Origin of the sequence: Arthrobacter sp. AG258, assembly GCF_004364695.1 — a bacterium.
In the GTDB taxonomy this organism is placed as follows: domain Bacteria; phylum Actinomycetota; class Actinomycetes; order Actinomycetales; family Micrococcaceae; genus Arthrobacter.
This window is the reverse complement of the sequence record NZ_SOBI01000001.1, coordinates 347,491-366,427: the sequence shown is the minus strand read 5'-3', so window position 1 is coordinate 366,427 and position 18,937 is coordinate 347,491. Positions and strand designations below refer to the sequence as shown.

Annotated in this window: 16 protein-coding genes; 7 read left to right on the top strand and 9 right to left on the bottom strand. The window is 65.8% G+C overall.

From position 1 onward, the window contains the following. Nucleotides 1-48: 48 nt before the first annotated feature. Nucleotides 49-252 carry a hypothetical protein gene (locus DFO47_RS01675; protein WP_243835296.1) on the top strand — a complete coding sequence of 68 codons (204 nt, stop codon included), beginning with the start codon at nucleotides 49-51 and terminating at the stop codon, nucleotides 250-252. Between the two features lie 64 nt (nucleotides 253-316). Here the strand turns inward: DFO47_RS01675 and DFO47_RS01670 are convergent, their stop codons facing one another. Next, nucleotides 317-1,081 (bottom strand): VOC family protein, encoded by a 765-nt coding sequence (locus DFO47_RS01670; RefSeq protein WP_133830440.1) that lies wholly within the window; start codon nucleotides 1,079-1,081, stop codon nucleotides 317-319. 173 nt (nucleotides 1,082-1,254) lie between these two features. Here DFO47_RS01670 and DFO47_RS01665 point away from each other — a divergent pair, with 173 nt between their 5' ends. Both DFO47_RS01665 and DFO47_RS01660 read left to right on the top strand, forming a co-directional pair. Then, complete coding sequence (locus tag DFO47_RS01665; RefSeq protein WP_133830439.1) at nucleotides 1,255-1,890, top strand: LysE family translocator; 636 nt, start codon at nucleotides 1,255-1,257, stop codon at nucleotides 1,888-1,890. A 155-nt stretch (nucleotides 1,891-2,045) separates the two neighbouring features. Continuing rightward, nucleotides 2,046-4,250: a transglycosylase domain-containing protein gene (locus DFO47_RS01660; protein ID WP_133830438.1), complete on the top strand. Its 2,205-nt coding sequence runs from the start codon at nucleotides 2,046-2,048 to the stop codon at nucleotides 4,248-4,250. 279 nt (nucleotides 4,251-4,529) lie between these two features. Here the strand turns inward: DFO47_RS01660 and DFO47_RS01655 are convergent, their stop codons facing one another. Both DFO47_RS01655 and DFO47_RS01650 read right to left on the bottom strand, forming a co-directional pair. Next, entirely contained in the window at nucleotides 4,530-5,591 is a 1,062-nt protein-coding gene (locus DFO47_RS01655) for a sodium:calcium antiporter (protein ID WP_133830437.1), read from the bottom strand. A 252-nt stretch (nucleotides 5,592-5,843) separates the two neighbouring features. Continuing rightward, nucleotides 5,844-6,647 (bottom strand): LuxR C-terminal-related transcriptional regulator, encoded by an 804-nt coding sequence (locus tag DFO47_RS01650; protein ID WP_133830436.1) that lies wholly within the window; start codon nucleotides 6,645-6,647, stop codon nucleotides 5,844-5,846. Nucleotides 6,648-6,951: 304 nt separating this feature from the next. On the opposite strand from DFO47_RS01650, the gene DFO47_RS01645 reads away from it, so the two are divergent. From DFO47_RS01645 to DFO47_RS01630, 4 genes are all read left to right on the top strand, one after another. Continuing rightward, entirely contained in the window at nucleotides 6,952-7,449 is a 498-nt protein-coding gene (locus tag DFO47_RS01645) for a hypothetical protein (RefSeq protein ID WP_133830435.1), read from the top strand. Nucleotides 7,450-7,586: 137 nt separating this feature from the next. Then, entirely contained in the window at nucleotides 7,587-7,799 is a 213-nt protein-coding gene (locus DFO47_RS01640; RefSeq protein WP_133830434.1) for a hypothetical protein, read from the top strand. Between the two features lie 140 nt (nucleotides 7,800-7,939). Then, nucleotides 7,940-8,626 (top strand): peptidoglycan-binding protein, encoded by a 687-nt coding sequence (locus DFO47_RS01635; RefSeq protein WP_133830433.1) that lies wholly within the window; start codon nucleotides 7,940-7,942, stop codon nucleotides 8,624-8,626. 6 nt (nucleotides 8,627-8,632) lie between these two features. After that, nucleotides 8,633-11,098, top strand: coding sequence for a hypothetical protein (locus tag DFO47_RS01630; protein ID WP_133830432.1), 2,466 nt, complete (start codon nucleotides 8,633-8,635; stop codon nucleotides 11,096-11,098). 101 nt (nucleotides 11,099-11,199) lie between these two features. On the opposite strand, the gene DFO47_RS01625 is transcribed toward DFO47_RS01630, so the two are convergent. The 6 genes from DFO47_RS01625 to DFO47_RS01600 all read right to left on the bottom strand — a co-directional run bounded on the left by DFO47_RS01625 (nucleotide 11,200) and on the right by DFO47_RS01600 (nucleotide 18,906). Further along, nucleotides 11,200-13,653: a hypothetical protein gene (locus DFO47_RS01625; RefSeq protein ID WP_133830431.1), complete on the bottom strand. Its 2,454-nt coding sequence runs from the start codon at nucleotides 13,651-13,653 to the stop codon at nucleotides 11,200-11,202. A gap of 598 nt (nucleotides 13,654-14,251) precedes the next feature. After that, the gene (locus DFO47_RS01620) at nucleotides 14,252-14,458 is read right to left on the bottom strand and encodes a hypothetical protein (RefSeq protein ID WP_018760638.1); all 207 of its coding nucleotides are present in this window, start codon (nucleotides 14,456-14,458) and stop codon (nucleotides 14,252-14,254) included. A 190-nt stretch (nucleotides 14,459-14,648) separates the two neighbouring features. Next, complete coding sequence (locus DFO47_RS01615; RefSeq protein WP_133830430.1) at nucleotides 14,649-16,754, bottom strand: Ig-like domain-containing protein; 2,106 nt, start codon at nucleotides 16,752-16,754, stop codon at nucleotides 14,649-14,651. Next, the gene (locus tag DFO47_RS01610) at nucleotides 16,751-17,239 is read right to left on the bottom strand and encodes a hypothetical protein (protein WP_109044257.1); all 489 of its coding nucleotides are present in this window, start codon (nucleotides 17,237-17,239) and stop codon (nucleotides 16,751-16,753) included. Before DFO47_RS01610 ends, DFO47_RS01615 begins: the two co-directional genes overlap by 4 nt. 1 nt (nucleotide 17,240) lies before the next feature. Beyond that, nucleotides 17,241-18,377 (bottom strand): hypothetical protein, encoded by a 1,137-nt coding sequence (locus DFO47_RS01605; protein WP_133830429.1) that lies wholly within the window; start codon nucleotides 18,375-18,377, stop codon nucleotides 17,241-17,243. Between the two features lie 76 nt (nucleotides 18,378-18,453). Continuing rightward, nucleotides 18,454-18,906: a hypothetical protein gene (locus DFO47_RS01600; RefSeq protein WP_133830428.1), complete on the bottom strand. Its 453-nt coding sequence runs from the start codon at nucleotides 18,904-18,906 to the stop codon at nucleotides 18,454-18,456. Nucleotides 18,907-18,937 lie beyond the last annotated feature (31 nt).

Here is an 18,937-nt window from a genome sequence, read left to right as displayed (position 1 = left end):
TAGCCGGTACCGGGGAAATCCCGGCGGCACGCTCGTAGCCTCGTCAGCATGATGGATCTCATGGATGGTGGGCGCCGCCGTCGCCGCCTGCCGAAGCGCGAGACGCTGGAACTCGTTGGGTTCACGGCGTTGTCCGTGGCGGCCGCGGCTGCACTGTTGCCCGTGATCGGGGTGAAGACGGTGGTGAGCTCGCTGCCGTTCGTGAAGCCCGCGCCCGGGCACGACGCCGAGGACAGTTACTTGATCAATTAGCGCCGTGCCCGGCGCCTGCCCGGCGCTTTGCCGCGCGCCGCTTATCCACCGGCGCCTCGACTGCCTACCGTTGGGCGATCCTGAACAGCGCTCCCGTGGGATCGGCCAAGACGGCAATGCGGCCAAACGGCGTATCCTCGGCCGGATGGATCACCGTGCCACCCATGGACGTGGCCATGTCCACGCCCTTATCGGCGTTCCCAATCGCGAAATACACCTGCCAGTTCGACGGAACACCCTCGGGAAGATAGGTGGCATCCATGATGCCGGCCCGTGATGATTCACCGGATCCGAGCGTGGTGTAACGGAAGTCCTCCGTGTCGCTCAAGACCTCCGTTTCCCAGCCGAAGACGTCCTGGTAAAACTTCACCGACGGAGCATATTCGCGGGTGTGGAGTTCGTGCCAGTAGGGGGTGCCGGGTTCGCCCTTCGCCTGGTACCCGGTGTGGCCGCCGAACTGCCATGCGCCCACGGCCGCGCCGCCCGTGTCACCAAACATGGCCATGTGCCCCTGCTCCGGGACCTCCATGGGCGGCATGAAAACCTGGCCGCCGGCCGCGTGGGCAGCCGCCGCGGTGGCCTTGATGTCCTCCACCCGGAGATAGGTGGTCCACACGTCCGGGTAGCCGGATTCTCCGTCGTTCTTCATCATCCCGGCCACCGGCAAACCATTGGCCAGGGCGGTGATGTAACCGCCGTATTTCTCCTGGTCGCCTTCCTGGTAGGTCCAGCCGAACAGCCGCGAATAGAACTCGCGGGCCCGATCAGTGTCCGAGGTCATGAGGTCGATCCAGCAAGGATCACCGGGGGCAAACGTGGGCTGGGGCATGGGGACTCCTGGGGTTCGTTGAGGAAAAGCAGGGTGGTCTGCTACCGACTGTAGTGCCGCCCCGGCCGCCCGCGACAGCCCTTGCCGGGAGGCCGCCGTCGTGCCCTGACATCGCAGTGCGGCGATGCCTGCGTTGTTGCTGTCCGACGGCGGGCTCCGCCACAATGGTGCCCATGGCTCCCGTGTCCCTCCTCGCCTTCGCCGGGCTGTGCCTGCTGCTGTCTGTCACCCCGGGTCCGGACACCTTCCTGGTGCTGAGGATCTCGCTGCAGAACGCCGGCGCCGGAATTGCCGCGGCGTTCGGCTCGGCCGCGGCGGCCCTGGTGTGGGCCGCCCTGGTGGGTGTGGGCCTGGCCGCAGTGCTCGAGGAGTCGGCCGCGGTGTTCCGCTGGCTTAAGATCGCCGGCGGCCTGTACCTGCTGTACCTGGGAGTCTCGTCACTGATCCGGGCGCGGCGCACCTCGGGGACTGCCGGCCCCGAAGTCCCCGCCCGCCGGGCGTACAGCCGCCGGGCCGGGTTCGGCGCCGGTGCCTTCTCCACACTGCTCAACCCCAAAGTTGGCCTGTTTTACCTTGCGGTGGTGCCCCAGTTCATCCCGCACGGCGGCAACACCCTGAACACCGCCCTGGTGCTGGGCGCCATCGAAAGCGTCATCGGGTTCCTGTACCTGGCGGCCGTCGCAGTCGTAGCCGCCAAGGCAATGGCGTGGCTGCAGCGCCCCCGGGTGAGCCGGTCCCTGGAACGCGGAAGCAGTGGCATCCTCGCCGCCTTGGGCCTGGGGATGGTGGCCTCAAGCGCCGGCTCGTAGTTCCTGTGAATTACCTGCCAGTGTCCCGCGGTCCGGGGTGCCGGTCCGTCACAGCCCTCTTCGCGGAGTAGGGTGAAAAGACGGTTGCCGGCGTGATGTGACGCGGGGACCTGGCAACCGGTGCTGTACCACCACGCGCGGAACCGGAGACCCACATGCCCAAGGAATCCCCTGCCGCGCCGCAGCCAGCCAAGCGCCCCAACCTCTTCCGCGCCACCGGAACCACCCTGGGCCGGATCACGCTTTTCCTGGGCGTCAGCGCGCTCTGTGGCGCCCTGCTGGCGGGCCTGATGATGCCCGCGGCGGCGGTGACCGAAACGGCAGTGGCTGACGGCGCCGCCGCGCTCAAGACCGACCTGCCCAACGACGTGTTCTCGGCGCCCCCCGCCCAGATGACGCGCGTGCTGGCCGCTGACGGGTCACTGATTGCCACCCTGTTCAGTGAGAACCGGACCCGGATTTCCCTGGACCAGATGTCCCCCAACATCAAGAACGCCATCGTGGCCATTGAGGACTACCGGTTCTACCAGCACGGCGGCATCGATCCCGAAGGCATCTTCCGTGCCTTGGTCATTGACGCCGGCGGCGGCCACCAGGGGGCCTCAACGCTGACGCAGCAGTACGTCACCAACATGCTCAACGAAAACCTGATTGCCCAGGGCAAGGACGCCCAGGTGGTGCTGAACGGGCAGAAAGGCCTGGACCAGAAAGTCCAGGAGATGAAGCTCGCCATCGGCCTCGAAGAAAAGTACTCGAAGGACCAGATCCTCGCCGGGTACCTGAACGTGGTGGGTTTCAACGCGAACGCCTACGGCATCGAGGCGGCCAGCCAGTACTTCTTCTCCGTCGACGCCAAGGACCTCACGCTGCCGCAGGGGGCGCTGCTGGCCGGACTGGTCAACGGCCCCTCGCTGTATGACCCCACCGTCCATCCCGAGGCCGCGAAAACACGGCGTGACCTGGTGCTGGACGCCATGCTGCAGCACGGCTACATCGACCAGCAGCAGCACGACGACGCCGTGAACACACCCCTCCAGCTCAAGGTCAATCCACCCAAGCAAGGGTGCGCCTACGCCTCCCAGGCCCAGTACTTCTGCGACTACGTGCTCCACCAGATCGAAAACGACCCCGCCTACGGCGCCACGCAGGATGAACGGGACCAGAAAATCATGGCGGGCGGCCTGACCATCAAGACCACCCTGGACCCGCGGCTGCAAGGACCGGCCCAGTCCCAGGTGGACGCCACGGCCGGCGCCAATCCGGACAAATGGGGCGCATCCCTGGTCACCATCGAACCCGGTACCGGGAAGGTGCTGTCCATGGCGCAGAACTCCAGGAAGCTGCCGGACGAAGGCAGCGGATTCGTCTCCGACTACAACTTCAACGTGGACAGCAGCGACGCCGCCGGGAACAGCCTCGGCGGTGTTGGCGGGATGCAGCCCGGTTCCACGATGAAGCCCGTCACCCTCGCCGCGTGGCTGGGGGAGGGCAAGTCCACCAACCAAGTGGTCGATGCCTCCAGGCGCCGCTACGGCATCAACTACCCGTGGAAGACAACCTGCCATCCCGTCCAGGGCTGGTTCGACAGCACCGTGCCGCAATCCTCCGACCTGCAAAACGATGAGCCCAACTGGTACCGGCCCATGACGGTCCGGGAAGGCATCTACCAGTCGATCAACACGGCAACGTTCGCGTCGCTGGCCGGGTTGAACGATTTCTGCGACGTCCAGCGTGCGGCAGACGCCATAGGGCTGCACCTGGGCAGCGGGCACGACCAAAAGATCGACCTCTCCACCCTGGGCAACATCCTGGGCAGCCAGAACGTTGCCCCCCTGACCATGGCGAACGCCTTCGCAACCTTCGCCGCCAACGGCACCTACTGCGCACCCATCTCCATCACCGAAGTGGACGACGCCCAAGGCAAGAAGATCGGCGGACAGGCACCGTCCTGCCAGCCAGGCTCCCTGAATCCGGACGTGGCCAAAGCCGTCACCAACGTCCTCCAGGACGTCCTCACCAAGGGTTCGGGCCTGCTGATTCCGCAGAAGCTGGGAGTTCCGGACGCCGCCAAGACGGGCACCAACGAGTACAACAACCAGACCTGGGTGGTGGGCTACACCAGGGGGCTGGCCACGGCGTCGTTCTTCGGCGACCCCTTCAACGGCGGGCCCAGCCGGCTGGGGCGGAACATCACCGTCAACGGAAAGTTCTATCCGGCAGTGGACGGGGCCTACATTGCCGGACCGCAATGGGCGCAGTACATGCAGGGCGTGGTGGGCCTCTTCGATCACGGGAACTTCGACGCCCCGCCGCAGAGCCTGGTCAGCGCCCCCGGCCCGCAGCCCACCAAGAGCAGGTAACGGCGGCCCCTTCCACCGGGTGCTGAAGGTTCCCGCATGCACCGTGGTGCGCGCCGCCGTCGTACCTCCCTGCCCTGCCGCCGGGCCTGCCCTGGCGCCGGGGCCTGCACGGGCCTACGCGGCGGTTGCGCGGGGCAGCCGGATGCAGAAGCAGGCCCCCGGGTGCTCCGGGGTGGCTGGTTCCACAGCTCCCGCGGAAGGACCGTCATGGACATCGTTCAAACCGGTTTTGAATGACCACCACGAGACGACATCCGGGACAACGAATAGCGGCCCGCTCTAAGAAGCCGCGACGGCGAACAGCCCGGCAACGCCGAGCAGGTACAACACCAGGACCAGCAAGGAGTCCACGCCCATGCCCAGCAGCTTCTTTTGCGGCCGGAAGAGGATCCCCAGCAGGTAGACGAGGGTGAGCAGGATGGCCAACGCGGTGAGGTAGATGTCCGTTGACTGGGCTTGGGGGAGTACCGGCTTGCCCGTGATCAGCACCGCCACCAGGAACAGCACCGGAAGGAAGGCATTGCCGCCGAAGATGTCGCTGAACGCGAGTTTGTAGTCCCCCTGCTTCACGGACGTGAGCCCGGTGGAGATCTCCGGCAGTGAGGTTGCCAGCGCAAGGAACGTGGCACCGAACAGCACCCCGGAGAGTCCGATGTTTCCGGCGATCGCATCACCGCTGCGTTCCAGCACCACACCGGCGCCCAGGGTGGCAAGCGCGGCGACGCTGAAGATCAGCACCGAGGTGCCGGTGCGCAGGTGCTTGTTCTTCTCGGCGCCCTGCTTCTTGGAGTGCCCCCTGGGTTTGTCCTGCGCCCCGGGGGCGTCCCCTTGCTGGTGCCAGGGCAGGTCCTTCTGGGAGCGCTGCACCAGGATCAGGCCAACAATCCAGAACACCGCAATGAGGACCGCGGCGGGCGTGAGCCGGAACGCCACCAGGTTGCCGGGCATCTGGCTGCCGGCGATCACCACGCCCAGGACGGCGACGACGGTGACCGCCTCGATCACCAGCGTCAGGGATGCCGCGCGGTAGCTCAGCGGGTGGCCGCCTTTGGTGCCCAGGGCATCCAGGACCACCAGCACCACCGTCTGGATGGCAATGCCGCCCAGGATGTTGCCCACGGCCACGCCAATGTTGTTGGCCAGGGCTGCGGAGACGGTGATGGCGATTTCGGGCAAGTTGGTGGCGATGGCCAGCAGGATGAGGCCGCCCAGCGCGGAGCCCAGGTGCAGGCGGTCATCGAGGATGTCCGTCTGTTTGGACAGCTGGATCCCGGCCACCCAGATCACGGCCGCAGCGGCGGCAAAGATGAGCAGGAGGACTGCAAGGGGCAGTGATTCCAATCCGGGGTCCCTTCCTGGTGGGGTCGCTAAACCGCGTGACGTATTCCCCCATGGCTGGGCCGTACCCACATTTGTGCTGGTCACCCATCTTCACGCTGCTCAAACCCGCATTGACGCTCCATTGGTTAGAGTCGTCTTTCGGGCACTGTGAAAGGGGTATGAGGCCATGGAGGGGAAGCCTTACGTGCCGAATGAATTGCTGTCACGGCTGGTGGGGGACCGGCTTTACTCGGTGGAGTTCGTCCTCAACGACTACGTGCAGTTGCGCTTCGACGGCGCTCGGGCCGGGATCTCAGGTGTTGGTGCCAGGATGCCCAACAGGCGTGCTTTTTGGACTGCCATGAGCCGGTCACGCACGTCCAGTTTGCGGTAAATATGCTCAAGGTGTTTGGTTGCAGTGCGTGGCGATATGGTGAGCCGCCTGGCGAGTGCTTCTGCCGTTAGACCCTCACTCAGGAGCGTGAGGATTGTCAGCTCACGACCCGTCAAATCATGTGCTGAGCTCTTCGGGACCAGGTTGGCCTGAGCCGCGGCAACACTCAGTTGGAGGGACAGCCCGGTGAGCACGGGTTGCAGCAGTCCGGCCAGCGCCATCTCCTGTTCAGTGAAGTCACTGTCAGGCCGGGAGACAAGGTAGGCGTTATGGTCGGGGCCACCGAGTCGCAGCGGTATGGAGAGCTGATGGTTAACGCCCCAGGGGCGGGACAAGTCTTCCCAAACCCCTTTCTGGTGGTCGCTGGCCAACGCGGCGGGGACCCGGCCGTAGGACTGCGGCGCGGTCTGCCCGGTGAACACAAACCAGCGAAGCAGCGGTTGTTGCCTGAAGTCGTAACCGCCTGGAGGATCGTTCGGAATGTAGTCGAGCGGCCAACAGGAAAGGATATGGTTCTCCCACTCCGGGCTCACGTGGTTCCGCGATGCAAACGAACCGTTGAACGACTCGGCCATGAGCTTGAGAAGCTGTGCCTCGTAATGCGTGGACGCGGCCGGTGGCCCCTGAAGGACGTCCCCCAAGAACTCCAGCCACAATTTGTAAAGCGCATCATTGCGAACCACGCGAGAATCTTAGATCCAGGCGGCGCTCAACAACAGCCGCGATACTACCCATTTAAGCCCCTGTTTGGTGTTCCTTCCAGTACGTAGAACTGCTTAGGGAAACAGCCCGCAAACTTTTCTAAGCTGGACATAGCGGGCACAGAAACTTACCTCACTGTCCTGCATTTATTGAACTGGAGCCGCCTGCATCCCAGGGAGGCGGCGATCTAGGTCCGGTCGCACGGCTTGCCCGGAAGCGTGCAGGCACACTCCATTTCCGGGAACACGCATCGCACCAGCACCCAATTTTGAATAGAGAAGAATCATGAAAAATGGAGCCAAGCCCTTTGCGCTCGTTGCGCTGCTGACGGCCACCGCGGTTGCCACGGCCCAACCAGCCCGCGCGGACGATTCCCTCATCCTGCCTGCAGGTTTGGGCTGTGCAAACTTTGACCTGCAACTCCAGAGCTCCGGAGGTAATTTGCAGACAAAAGACTTCTACGACAGGGACGGAAGCAAGGTCCGTACCATTACGGCGGGAAAGGGCGTCCTGCTTACCTATACAAACCTGGCAAACCGGCGGTCCATTTCTTTCAACACGAGCGGCTCTGTATCGAAGACCACGTACAACGCTGACGGTTCCTTTACCGTCAGCGCAAGTGGCCATAACGGATTGATTCTCTTCCCCACCGACGTTCCGGCTGGCCCAACCACCACCCAATACATCGGGACCATCGTTTACACGGTCGATCCCGCCACTGGCGTGTTCACGTTGACCAGCACCGCAGGGCAAGCCGTGGACGTCTGCGCTGCGCTGGGCTAGCAAGGCCGCAGGACGCCACACGGCAGTCACCGGGCCAGCGCAACAAGGTCGCGGCGAAGTGCTCCAATCGCCGGCATTTCCCGCCACTCTCTTGGGCTGGCCTCCCATTACAGTTCGTGCCGTACTTGGAGACCGTCATGATCGCACAACACAACTTAGTCATTGCCGCCCTTTTCCCTGCGCTCTTCCTCACCGGAGGAGGAACTGCCGATTCATCCGACTCCGGGGACAATCCACTGACTACATACGTGGACTGCCCGCTGGAAAGGATCGGGTCCCAGCTCGTGCGCTGCGACAATCTCACGGGCACTGGAGCGGAAGCACCTGCCTGGATCCCCGAGCAGAAGTAGGCCACGAAGCCGCTGAGGCCGGCCCCCGCCGCCGGGACCCTGTCAGTGCTTCGCAAAACTGCTAACCATGCTTACTATTGTGGGGCGCGGGCTGCCCGCTGGGGGCAGAGCACCCGCGCCGCACCGGAGGTCTCTCAAGCATGGACAACGAACTGCGTCCCCTCACCGATGAAGAACTGATGTCTGAACAGGCCACCGCCCTGCCAGACAAGGAAGTGGCATCCGTCCTGGACCTGAACGCGGACCTGGACCTGGGCATTAACGCTGCGGCTCCCATCGACCTGGCCGTAGCCGCCAACGCGAACGTGGCGGCCCCCATCGACGCGGCAGCCTCGGCCAACATTCTCTCCTTCGGCTCCGACGCGCAGGCGCTCTCGAACCAGGACGCCGCGATTGACCAAGGCATCGTGGCCGACGCCAATGCCGACTCCGCCCAGGACAGCGTGATCGGCCAGGGCGACGGCACCACCGAAACGGGCACAGGCACCACCGATGCTGGCACCACCGGAACCACGGATGGGACCACCGGAACAGCACCTGCCCCCACAAGCACCGGTGGCGTCACCGACGCAGCGGGCGCGCTGAACGGCAACCTGCTGAACGTGGACGTGAACCTGGACGCCGACGCCGCCATCGCCGCCCCCATCAACGGTGCCGTGGCCGCGAACGCCAACGTCGCCGCACCCATCGATGCGGCCGTTGCCGCGAACATCGGTTCCATCGACAGCCAGGCGTACGCCATCTCGGACCAGAGCGCCACCATTTCGCAGCACATCGACGGCGAGGCCAACGCCACCGCCGGCCAGACGTCCAACCTGCAGCAGTAAGCCAAGATGACCCAAACCCACGGCGGCCCGCCTCCCGAGGCGGGCCCGCCGTCGTCACGCGTTTCCCTCGCCCAGGAACCGCCGGGCCAAGGACGTACGACGGCGGGAGCCCACCTTCCGGCCCTGGCCGACGGCGTGCAGCTGCTTGGCACGGCTGAGGGCTCCGGCTACCGTGAGCCGCCCGCCCTGGTGCGCCGCGGCGACGGCCAGACCCTCCAGCTCACCCGGCTGCTGTACCTGGTGCTGGAAGCGGCGGACGGGAACCGGGACCTCGACGAAATCGCCCGGCACGCCAGCGAGGGATCCGGGCGGCTGGTCAGCGCGGAGAACGTCCGCACCCTGATGGATTCGCAGCTGCTCCCGATGGGCCTGCTCCGGCTTGCCGACGGCAGCCAGCCCGAGGTCAAGAAGTCCAACCCGCTGCTGGGCCTGCGGTTCCGCTACATCGTGACGGATCCCGAACGGACCCGCAGGATCACCGCGCCGTTCGCTGTCCTGTTCAACCCGCTGATCGTGGTGGCCGTGACCGCGGCGTTCCTGGCGGCCTGCTGGTGGGTGCTCATGGTCAAGGGCCTGGGCTCGGCCACCCACGAGGCGTTTGCCCAGCCCGCCCTCCTGTTGCTGATCCTCGCCGTCACCATCCTCTCCGCCGGCTTCCACGAATTCGGCCACGCCGCCGCCACCCGCAAGGGCGGCGCAACCCCCGGCGCCATGGGGGCCGGGCTGTATCTCTTGTGGCCGGCATTCTTCACCGACGTCACCGACTCCTACCGGCTGGGCCGCGGCGGCAGGATCCGCACCGACCTCGGCGGCCTGTACTTCAACGCGATCGTGGCGGTGGCCATCATGGGGCTGTGGTGGGCCACCGGCTTCGACGCGCTGCTGCTGGTGGTGGTTACCCAGATCCTGCAGATGGTCCGCCAGCTGATCCCGCTGGTGAAGTACGACGGGTACCACATCCTGGCCGACGCCACGGGTGTGCCGGACCTCTTCCAACGGATCAAACCCACCCTCCTGGGGATCCTGCCGTGGCGGTGGGGAAACCCGGAAAGCAAGGTGCTCAAGCCCTGGGCACGCGCCGTCGTCACCGCCTGGGTCCTGGTCACCGTGCCGGTACTGCTCTTCAGCATGGTGATGATGGTGCTGTCCCTGCCCAGGCTGCTGGCCACGGGCTGGGCCAGCGCGGGGAAGCAGCAGGAACAGCTCGCTGCCAGCCTGTCCGCCGGTGACTTCGCGGGCGTGGCGGTGCGGGCGCTGGCCATGGTGGTGGTGGCGGTGCCGGTGCTGGGCGTCCTGTACATCGTGGTGCGGCTGCTGCGGCAGCTGGTGACGGGGCTGTGGCAGAAGACCCGCGGCAAGCTGGTCCAGCGGACCATCGCCATGGGTGCCGTGGCCGTCCTGCTCGCCGGGCTGGCCTGGGCGTGGTGGCCCGACGGCGGGACGTACCGTCCGGTCCAGGCGTACGAACGCGGGACGCTCGGTGATGCCACCCGGGCCATCCTTCCCGTCCGCGACAGTGGGGCGTTGCGGCAGGGCAGTGCCGGACGGACCCTTGCGTTGTGGCCCGCTGGAGTCGCCAAGCCCACCCGGGACAACCCGCAGCTGAGCATGGTTTTGGTGCCCGTTGGCGGTTCCCCGGCGGGTGCAACGTCCGCCACTGCGTCCGGCGGTGCCTCGCCCGCATCCGCTCCGTCCTGGGTGTTCCCGTTCGACCGGCCAGCCGCGCCGGCCGCCGACGGAAACCAGGCGCTCGCCGTCAACACCACCGACGGCTCCGTGGCCTACAGCGTGGCGTTCGCGCTCGTATGGGCCGAGGACGGCGAGCCTGTGACCAGCACCAACGAGGCCTACGCTTTCGCCAACTGCACCGGATGCGCGGCCGTGGCCGTGGGTTTCCAGGTGGTGCTGGTGGTGGGGCAGGCCGATGTCATCGTGCCGCAGAACCTCTCCGCGGCCGCCAACTACAACTGCCTGGACTGCCTGACCTATGCACTGGCCAGCCAGCTTGTCCTCACGCTCGACGGTCCGCTGGATGCGGCCGCCAAGCAGCAGCTCGAGGCATTGTGGGCGCAGATCGCCGACTACGGGAGGCACCTCCAGGACGTGCCGCTCTCCGAGATCCAAGCCACGCTGTCCGGATACAAAGACCAGATCACGTCCATCGTCAAGGGCAATTCCGTGGCCGGAGGGACCTCGGTGGCAACGTCCCCGGCGTCCGCGGGCCCCAGCGGCGTTCCCTCAACGGGGCCCACCGCCCCGGCGGTGGACAGCCCTGCTGCGGTTCCCGCGACAGCACCCGCCGGTACCGCCGCACCTGCGCCGGCAGGGACCGGGGCGGCCACGGCACCGGCGGGCCAGTACGTGGAAGGCGGGCAGCCGACGTCGTCCGTTGACTATGGGACGCCGGTACCCACCGCTGATTCCGGGGTTGGCTCCACGCCTGTTCCGGCGCCCACCTCCAGCGCCGGCTGACCACCGGACCGGTTGCACCTTTGAGCCCGGCACCCTTGTGAAAAGGGTGCCGGGCTCAATGGGTTTCCTGTTGGGTTACTGCGCGCCCGGGTCAGCCGGCCCTACTGCGTGGCCCCGGCGATGAAGTAGCCCGAGATATCGGCGATCAGGTCCGTGGTGCCGGGTGAGTTGTTCTGCAGGGCGATCTTGTTATCGGCCCCGACGGGGACGGTGACATTATTCGGGATGGTCTGCCCGGCGCTGAAGTTCACGTTGGACGTCACCGGGACTGGAGTTCCGGACGCCCAGGCAATGATGTGTCCGTAGGACTGTGGGCGGGTCACCGTGAGGTTGAAGACGATCGCCGAGACTTTCGCGGGAACCCCGGCAACTCCCGAGGCTTGGAAGGAAACCGGGGAGAACGAAGCTGCGGGTGCCGTGTTGCGGGTGTCCAGGAGCCGGGTGGGGGCAACGGGTACGAACGCGCCCGGAACTGTCGGGGTTCCGGCAATGTAGTAGCCGGCAATGTCGGCGATCAGGTCCGTGGTGCCGGGTGAGTTGTTCTGCAGGGTGATCTTGCCGTCGGCCCCGACGGGGACGGTGACGTTGTTCGGAATGGTGTCTCCGGCGTTGAAGTTTTCGTTGGAGGTGACCGGGACCGGAGTGCCGGAGGCGTAGGCGATGATGTGGCCATAAGACGTCGGCCGGGTCACGGTGAGGTTGAAGACCACCGCCGAGACTTTTGCGGGTACCCCCGCCACGCCAGCGGCCTGGAACGATACCGAGGAGAACGAGCCCACCGGAGCGGTGTTGCGGGTGTCCAGGAGCCGGGTGGGGGCAACGGGGACGAACGCACCCGGAACTGTCGGACTTCCAGCGATGTAGTAGCCGGCGATGTCGGCGATCAGGTCCGTGGTGCCGGGCGAATTGTTCTGCAGGGTGACCTTGCCGTCGGCCCCCACGGGGACGGTGACGTTGTTCGGAATGGTGTCTCCGGCGTTGAAGTTTTCGTTGGAGGTGACCGGGACCGGGGTGCCGGAGGCGTACGCGATGATGTGCCCGAACGACGTCGGCCGGGTCACGGTGAGGTTGAAGACCACCGCCGAGACTTTTGCGGGTACCCCTGCCACACCAGCGGCCTGGAACGATACCGAGGAGAACGAGCCCACAGGTGCGGTGTTGCGCGTGTCCAGGAGCCGGGCGGGGGCAACGGGGACGAACGCGCCGGGGACAGTGGGGGCAGGAGCAACGGTGAGTGGCCTGTCGGCGAACCAGTAACGTTTGGCCACGTCATCGCTGGCCAGGATTACCAGGCCTGATGCACTGGTGACCGGCTGCTTGCTCGTGGTCACGTTGTTCATGTTGGGGGAGGTAGGGTCCTGGATAACGGGAGTACCGCGGCCTGCCCCGAACACTGGATTGTCCATGGACGCGGTCTTTTCGTAAATGCTGCCCGCTTCCCCTGTGAAGGAGCATCCGCTGACGGAGGCGGCCGGTGCTGTTTGAAAGACATGCACGAGGTTGTTTTCCGGGTCCAGCACCACTTGCGGGCGCGTCACGCAATCGCCCAGGGTGGCAATGGTGGTCTGCGTGAAGGCCCCGGTGCCCGGCTTGAAGACGAGCATCAGGAGTTGTGGAAGCTTGGGATCGGACGAAACCTGGTCGAGGCTGGTCTTCACTGCCGCGAACACGCGCCCGGTCGAGTCTGCCTGCAGTGACTTCAGGTTCAGGTGGTCATCGGCCAGGCCGTTGCCCTTGACGGCCGACTGCACCTTCCATGAAGACGACGCTGCCGGAGCAGTTCCGTCGGTACGCGTAGCCCACCAGACGGACCCGGTGAGCTGATCGGTCCACATCACCCCGATCTTCTTGTTCCCGTAAGCGACCACCGAGGAAATGTCATCGGCTGCCGGGTGCGGATTGGCCACGGGCAACACAAACGGCGTGGACCAGCTGGTTCCCCCGGGAGCTGAGTTGTTGACGTACACCGTGCTGGTGAAACCGTTGGTTGGATCACCTGCCACCTCCGTCCAGGTGGCCCACATGGTGCCCGTGCTGTCCTGGTCGATCGTCATGGACTCGCTGCTGTTGGGAGCGATGACTGTCGGGAACCCGCTGTCCAGCGTGTACTTGCCGCCGGCGTAGCTGTACCGGTAGAGGTAGGCAGGCTTATTGGGAACGGAGGCCTGCGGTACCGCCTCGGTGGATACCGTTACGACGTGGGAGGCAATGTACAAGTGGGTGCCGTCCCACAGTGTATCCGCCAGGGTATTGGGTCGGCTGTCATTCAGCAGGCCGGTGTCCACCCAGGTCTCGGTCCCGCGGTCCAGGCGGTAGATGTGCCAGCCGCTGCCGGTGGTCCACATGTCGGCCCACCAGGAACCGTCATTCCACCACAGCTTGCTCTGGGGCTTGTCCGCGGTGGGAGGATTCACGGCACCCGCATAGTTGATACTCGGATTCCCGTAGGTACCGTCCGCCGCCGCATTGGCTGGAGAGGCCAGCACCGTAGCGGTAAGGACGGCGGCCAGTGCCAGTAACTGGGCCAGCCAACTAACAGAACGCTTAATCTTCATCACAGCTCTCCCGCGCTTGATCGGATTACCCCAAAGCCGGCCACGTCAGTGTGGGCCGGCAGCAGTTCTTATCCGGTCGCGTTCCGGGCACAAACCCCAGCGTTTATCAGCACACAGGTCGTGGCCGGTCTGCCGAGCCTATGGGCAGGATCCCTGGGCCGTCATGAGTAGTAAGTACTCGATGTTTTGTGGCGGGTACTCTGTGCTGACCGGCAGAATTGGCCAATCAGTACCTGTTTCCTTTGGCGTGCTCTGCCGGAGGCGTCCTTGGGTCCGGTCCTTTGCGGCGTCGAGAAGCAGCGCGCCCGCTGTTAGCCGGACGCGCTGCTTCGCCTCCGCCGATGGCTGCTGCGAGGGCGAGGCTGGCGATCGCTGACTTTACGGTGGTCTTCATGTGGGGCTCCTTCTGGGTTGGCCCTCCGCTGGAGGGGGATGAATCAAGCATCCGGGCCCCGGCTGTTCCCGATGTAGGGCTCCGCTGTGCAACCGCTGTGGAGATTCTTGGGCCGCTGAACGTTGGTGTTTGTGCCCCTGACCAGCAGGAAGCCCCTGGCATGTGTGCGCCAGGGGCTTCCTTCGGATTCTGTGCCTGTGCCCGCTACTCCGCGAGCTTGGAGACGGCCTGGGCCCAGAGGAAGAACTTGTTGGTCCCCAAGTCCTTGACGGTCTTGATGTTCAGCGCCTCTTTGAGCTTTTGGGCGTCGCCCTCGGAAAGGCCCTTCAGTGCTTCGACTGGCGCCGCAGCCAAGTCGTCGATGCCTTTGTCGAGGTATTCCTTGTCGAACTTCGCATTGATTCCAGCCATACTGTCCTCCTGGTGTTCGGGGTCCTGACTGTGCTGTGGGGCACAACCGCCATTGAACCACTGTGTTTATCAATACGCACGGGTTAACCAGTATTGGCGCTGCGGCACCGGAAGTGACCGGCGCTCCACATATCTCGAAACACGCAGCGGCTCCCCGGCGACGAATCGAAGGGGAGCCGCTGCGCCGGGTCTAGAAACGAGATGTTGCCGTGAGTGCGAATGAACCGAGCGGGTTGCCCGCCGGGTCGGCAAAGCCGGTCCCGGGGGTGTAGGTGGGAGCGTCCGGGGTGGTGGTGGTCCCGGAGGTCCCTCCGCCGGACTTGCCCAGTTTGATGGTGAGGATGCTGGAACCGTCCCAGGTTACGGAGCTCATGTTGCTCGCGTTGCCATTGCCGCTGAAGCTGAGGGCGCCGGCTGACGCGTACTTGGCGTTGGATCCCAGGGCAATCGAGCCCAGGTTCAAGGTGCAACTTGTACTGGTCACCGTCAGTAGGTTGGCAGTGCTGATGTTCACGGTGACGTTGTTGTTGCCGCTCAGAGTCTGAGTTCCGCTGTTGGTCCAGTTAGAGCAGATCTTCGTTGCGTCGATCTGTTCGGAGAACTGGATTGTCAGCGAGTCCCCTTGTTCCACCTTGCCCAACGTGCCCCCGCTGTTCACCAGCGTGACCGCGGTAACCGTCGGAGCCACCATGTCCTTCGCGGTAATGCCGGAAGCAGTGGCTGTCCCGGGGTTTCCTGCAGCATCAGTTGCAGCCGCCGTGTAAGTCAGGGTGCCGTCGGTCAGGGTGGACAGGTCCATGGTGGTGGACCAGGCCGTCCCGGTGGCTGTGACCTGCTTGGTGACACTTTGCGAGACTCCGTTCCTGACCGTCACGTTCACGACCGTCCCCGCCTCGGTGGTTCCGCTGACCGGGACCGCCGCCACGTTGCTGCTGAGGTTCACGTACATCGGCGCCGTGATGGTCAGGACGGGTGCCACGGTGTCCTTCGTGTCCGTCGTAGTGGCAGGGGCGCTGGTGTTGCCCGCGGAGTCCGCCACGGTGACCGTGTACGTCACCGCCCCGTCTCTCAGGGAGGTGAGGTTGAGATTCACCGCCCAGCCTGAAGCGGTGGCAGTCGCCGTGCCGGTAACCGCTGCGGCTGAACCCGGGCTCATCGCCGAAACGGTCACCACCGCGCCGGTTTCAGCGGTGCCGGAAATGGGAACCGAACCAACCCCGGCACTGTTCACGTATTGCGGCACGCTCGAGAACTGCGCTGCGGCCGGAGCCACCGTGTCCTTCGTGGCAGTAGCCGTCTTGGCCGGGCTGGTATTGCCCGCGGCGTCCGTGGCGGTGGCCGAGTAGGTGACGGTGCCCTGGTTCAGGCTGGACAAGTCCAAAGTTGCAGACCAAGTACCCGTCCCCGATGCCGTCACCGTGGCCGAAATGGAATGCGCGGAACCCGGATCGCTGGCAACAAGCGTCACCTTGGACCCCGCCTCAGCGGTGCCTGTCAGCGGCACGGCTCCAACGTTGCCGGCATTCACGTACGCCGGAGGGGTGAACGCCGGCGCGGCCGGTGCCTGGGTGTCGATCCGCACCGTCTGGCTCTTCGCGGACCCGGCATTGCCCACGTTGTCCGTGGCGAAGTATGTGAGCGTGTGGGTCCCGTCGCCGCTGACGGGGACATTGGCCACAGCGCCGCTGACTGTCTGCTGCGCGCCGCCGTCGAGCGCATAGGAAATGGAGGCGACGCCGGACCCGGCCGGACCGTCATCCGCAGTGACCGTCACGCTGACAGGGCTTGTGTTGTTCCACCCGGCCGCGTTGGGCGTGGGCGAGATCCCGGAAACGGTGGCCACCGGTGCGGTGGAGTCACTGCTGGTGCCGTTGCTCCTCGGGCTCTCGGCGCCGGTCCACAGGGCAATCGCAGGCGTCACCGTGTAGTACCAGATGCCGCCGGGCACAGACAGTTCCGTGCAGGTAAGCGTGGTGACGGTCCCGGCACAGCCGCCCGTGGCAGGGGTAGCCGTGCCGCCGGTGGCCGCCGAATAGCGTGCAACGGTGTAGCCGGTGGCGGCCCGACCGTTCACAGTGGTGCCGCCGGCCCAGGTGACCGTTAATGCGGAGCCGGCGGCGGTGACCGCAGGCTTCGATCCTGGTGAGAGCGTGTCTGCAGCGGCGGCCGCGTTGCTGCTGCTGGTGCTTGAGGCCCAAAACGCGTAGGCGGCGGTGCCCGTTCCCAGCAGGAGCAGCAGGGCGGTAACGATCCAAGGCAGCCGGCGGGACGGGCGGCGCAGCAGGAGGAACCTCATTTCCGCACCTCCGCCGTCACGGGGACGCTGAAGGTTGCGCCCTGGCAGGCGGCGAGGGAAGTGGTGTCCATGGTGGCCGCTCCGGGGAGAGTGATGAGTGCTGATGAGTTGGCGGCAACGTACGTTGCGGGAGCGAGCGGTGCGGCACCCGCGAAGCGGACACCGGTGGTGGTGCAGCCCGGATGCGCGGCATCAGCGGCGGCGGGGCCGTTCGCCGTGACGCCGTAAACCTGCACCGAATACGGGTTGGGATTGGTCAGGCGGAGCACGACGTCGGCGCTGCCGCCCGGGATGAGGGCCGTCTTCGGGTTGTCGCCGGCCACCAGGGCGTCGACTGTGACTGCCTGCATGGTGCCGGCCGCGGCGGACCCGGAGCCTCCGCCTGCCGCGGACCAGTAGGCGTAGGCGGTACCGGCGCCGGCAGTGGCCAGGAGCCCGGCGAGGGCCGCGGCCTTGATGCCGCGATGCCTGTGGATGCTGGTCATCTCAGTTCCCCTGTCCTGATCCCGAGTACGTCAGCTGGAGGGTTGCGCCTTTGCAACCGTCCTGGTTCCTGGAACTGTCCAGCATCCCCACCCGCGGCCACGCAGACTGTGCCAGGCGGAGACCGGACAGCGAACTGCTGCCGGCCGGCGCCACCAGGGGGTACGGGCCGCTGTACTGGGTGAGGGCGAAATCGGCCGCCGTGCAGGCAAGGTTCCTCGCTGTGGCATCCGCGCTCCTGGTAACCCCCGCGATAGCTACGGACAGGTTGGTCAGGGAAACGGATTTGTTGTTCGGGTTGCTGATCTGCAGGTCCAGTGCGGCCGAGGTGCCGGGCGACAGTGTCCCGGGCACGTTCCCGGAGAGGGTGAACTGCTTGATGGTCGAATCCAGGACCAGTTGGACATTCGCGTAGGCGTACTGCGAATTCCCGGCGGCGTCCTTTCCGGTCCCCACCAGGTACAGGTTGTAGCTGCCGGTTGGTGAGGCGGCCGTGGTTGCCACCTGGAGGGTGCTCGAATTTCCCGTTGTCGGGCTGGGAGAGAACGTTGCCGTGGCGCCGGCGGGCAGTCCGCCCTGGACGCTGAAGGATACTGCGGCGGGGAAGTTGTTGCGGGCCAACTGCAGCGTGTAGACGGCGGTTGCCCCGGGCGGGACGGTGACGGAATCCGGTGTGGCGGCCACCGAGAGCGCGGTGGACATCTTGTAGTTCACGGTGAGGCTGGCGTCCACGCTGCCGGACACCTTGCCGCTGGTACCGGTAATGGTCAGGGCATTGGTCCCGGCCGGAGTGCTGGCGCCGGTGGTGGCGTTCAACGTTGCGGTCGCCGTGCTGCCGGAGGTCAGGGTGACGGACGACGGCGTGAAGGCGCCTGCCGCGCCGGCCGGGAGTCCCGCGGTGGCCAGGTTGACGGCTCCGCTGAAGCCTCCGGTGGACGTCACCGTCACCGTGTAGGTTGCCGGCTGGCCCTGCTGGACGGACTGGCTGGCAGGGGAGACCTGCACAGTGATGCCCGGCTTTGGATTGTTCGATGCCGCGATCAGCGCCCCCGCACTTGCCAGCAGCAACAACAACGCGATGAACGCCGCCTTGATGCCGTTCCGTGTGCCGTGCCGCGATGGCCCGTCCTGCTTGTGCACCTTGTGCCCCCCTTGTTCCTTGGTGCAGACGACGGCAAGCCGGGGGCGGATTGCGCCGCCCCCGGCCAGCTGTTGGTTAGTTGCTGCCGACGGTCACGGTGATGGTTGCGCCCTTGCAGGCATCCTGGTTGGTGGCCGGGTCATCGTTGAGGGTCAGCGTTCCGCCGCCCAACGCCGTGGTTGCACCGGCGAGGACGGTTGTGGTGCCGGTCGGCGCAGTGGCGGAGAACCAATCGGGCAGGCAGCCGGACTTGTTGGTGGTGACTACCGGGGTGGCCAGCGTCACCGTCGTGCTGCTGCTGTTCGGGTTGGTGGCTGTGTAGGTGATGGCCTGGGGCGTGCCTGGGGCAACGCCCGGCGCCACGGTCACGTTGATGGTGACGGGGCTGGTGCCGGAGGAGGCTACCGCGGAGCCGTTACCACCGCCCGTGGTGCTCCAGTAGGCATACGCGGCACCGCCACCAACGGCCACCAGGGCGATGGAAGCGGCAGCTGCGGCGATCTTGTTCTTCTTGGTCATTGGGCGCATGGAAAGACTCCTTGTGTGTGTGATTGAGAAC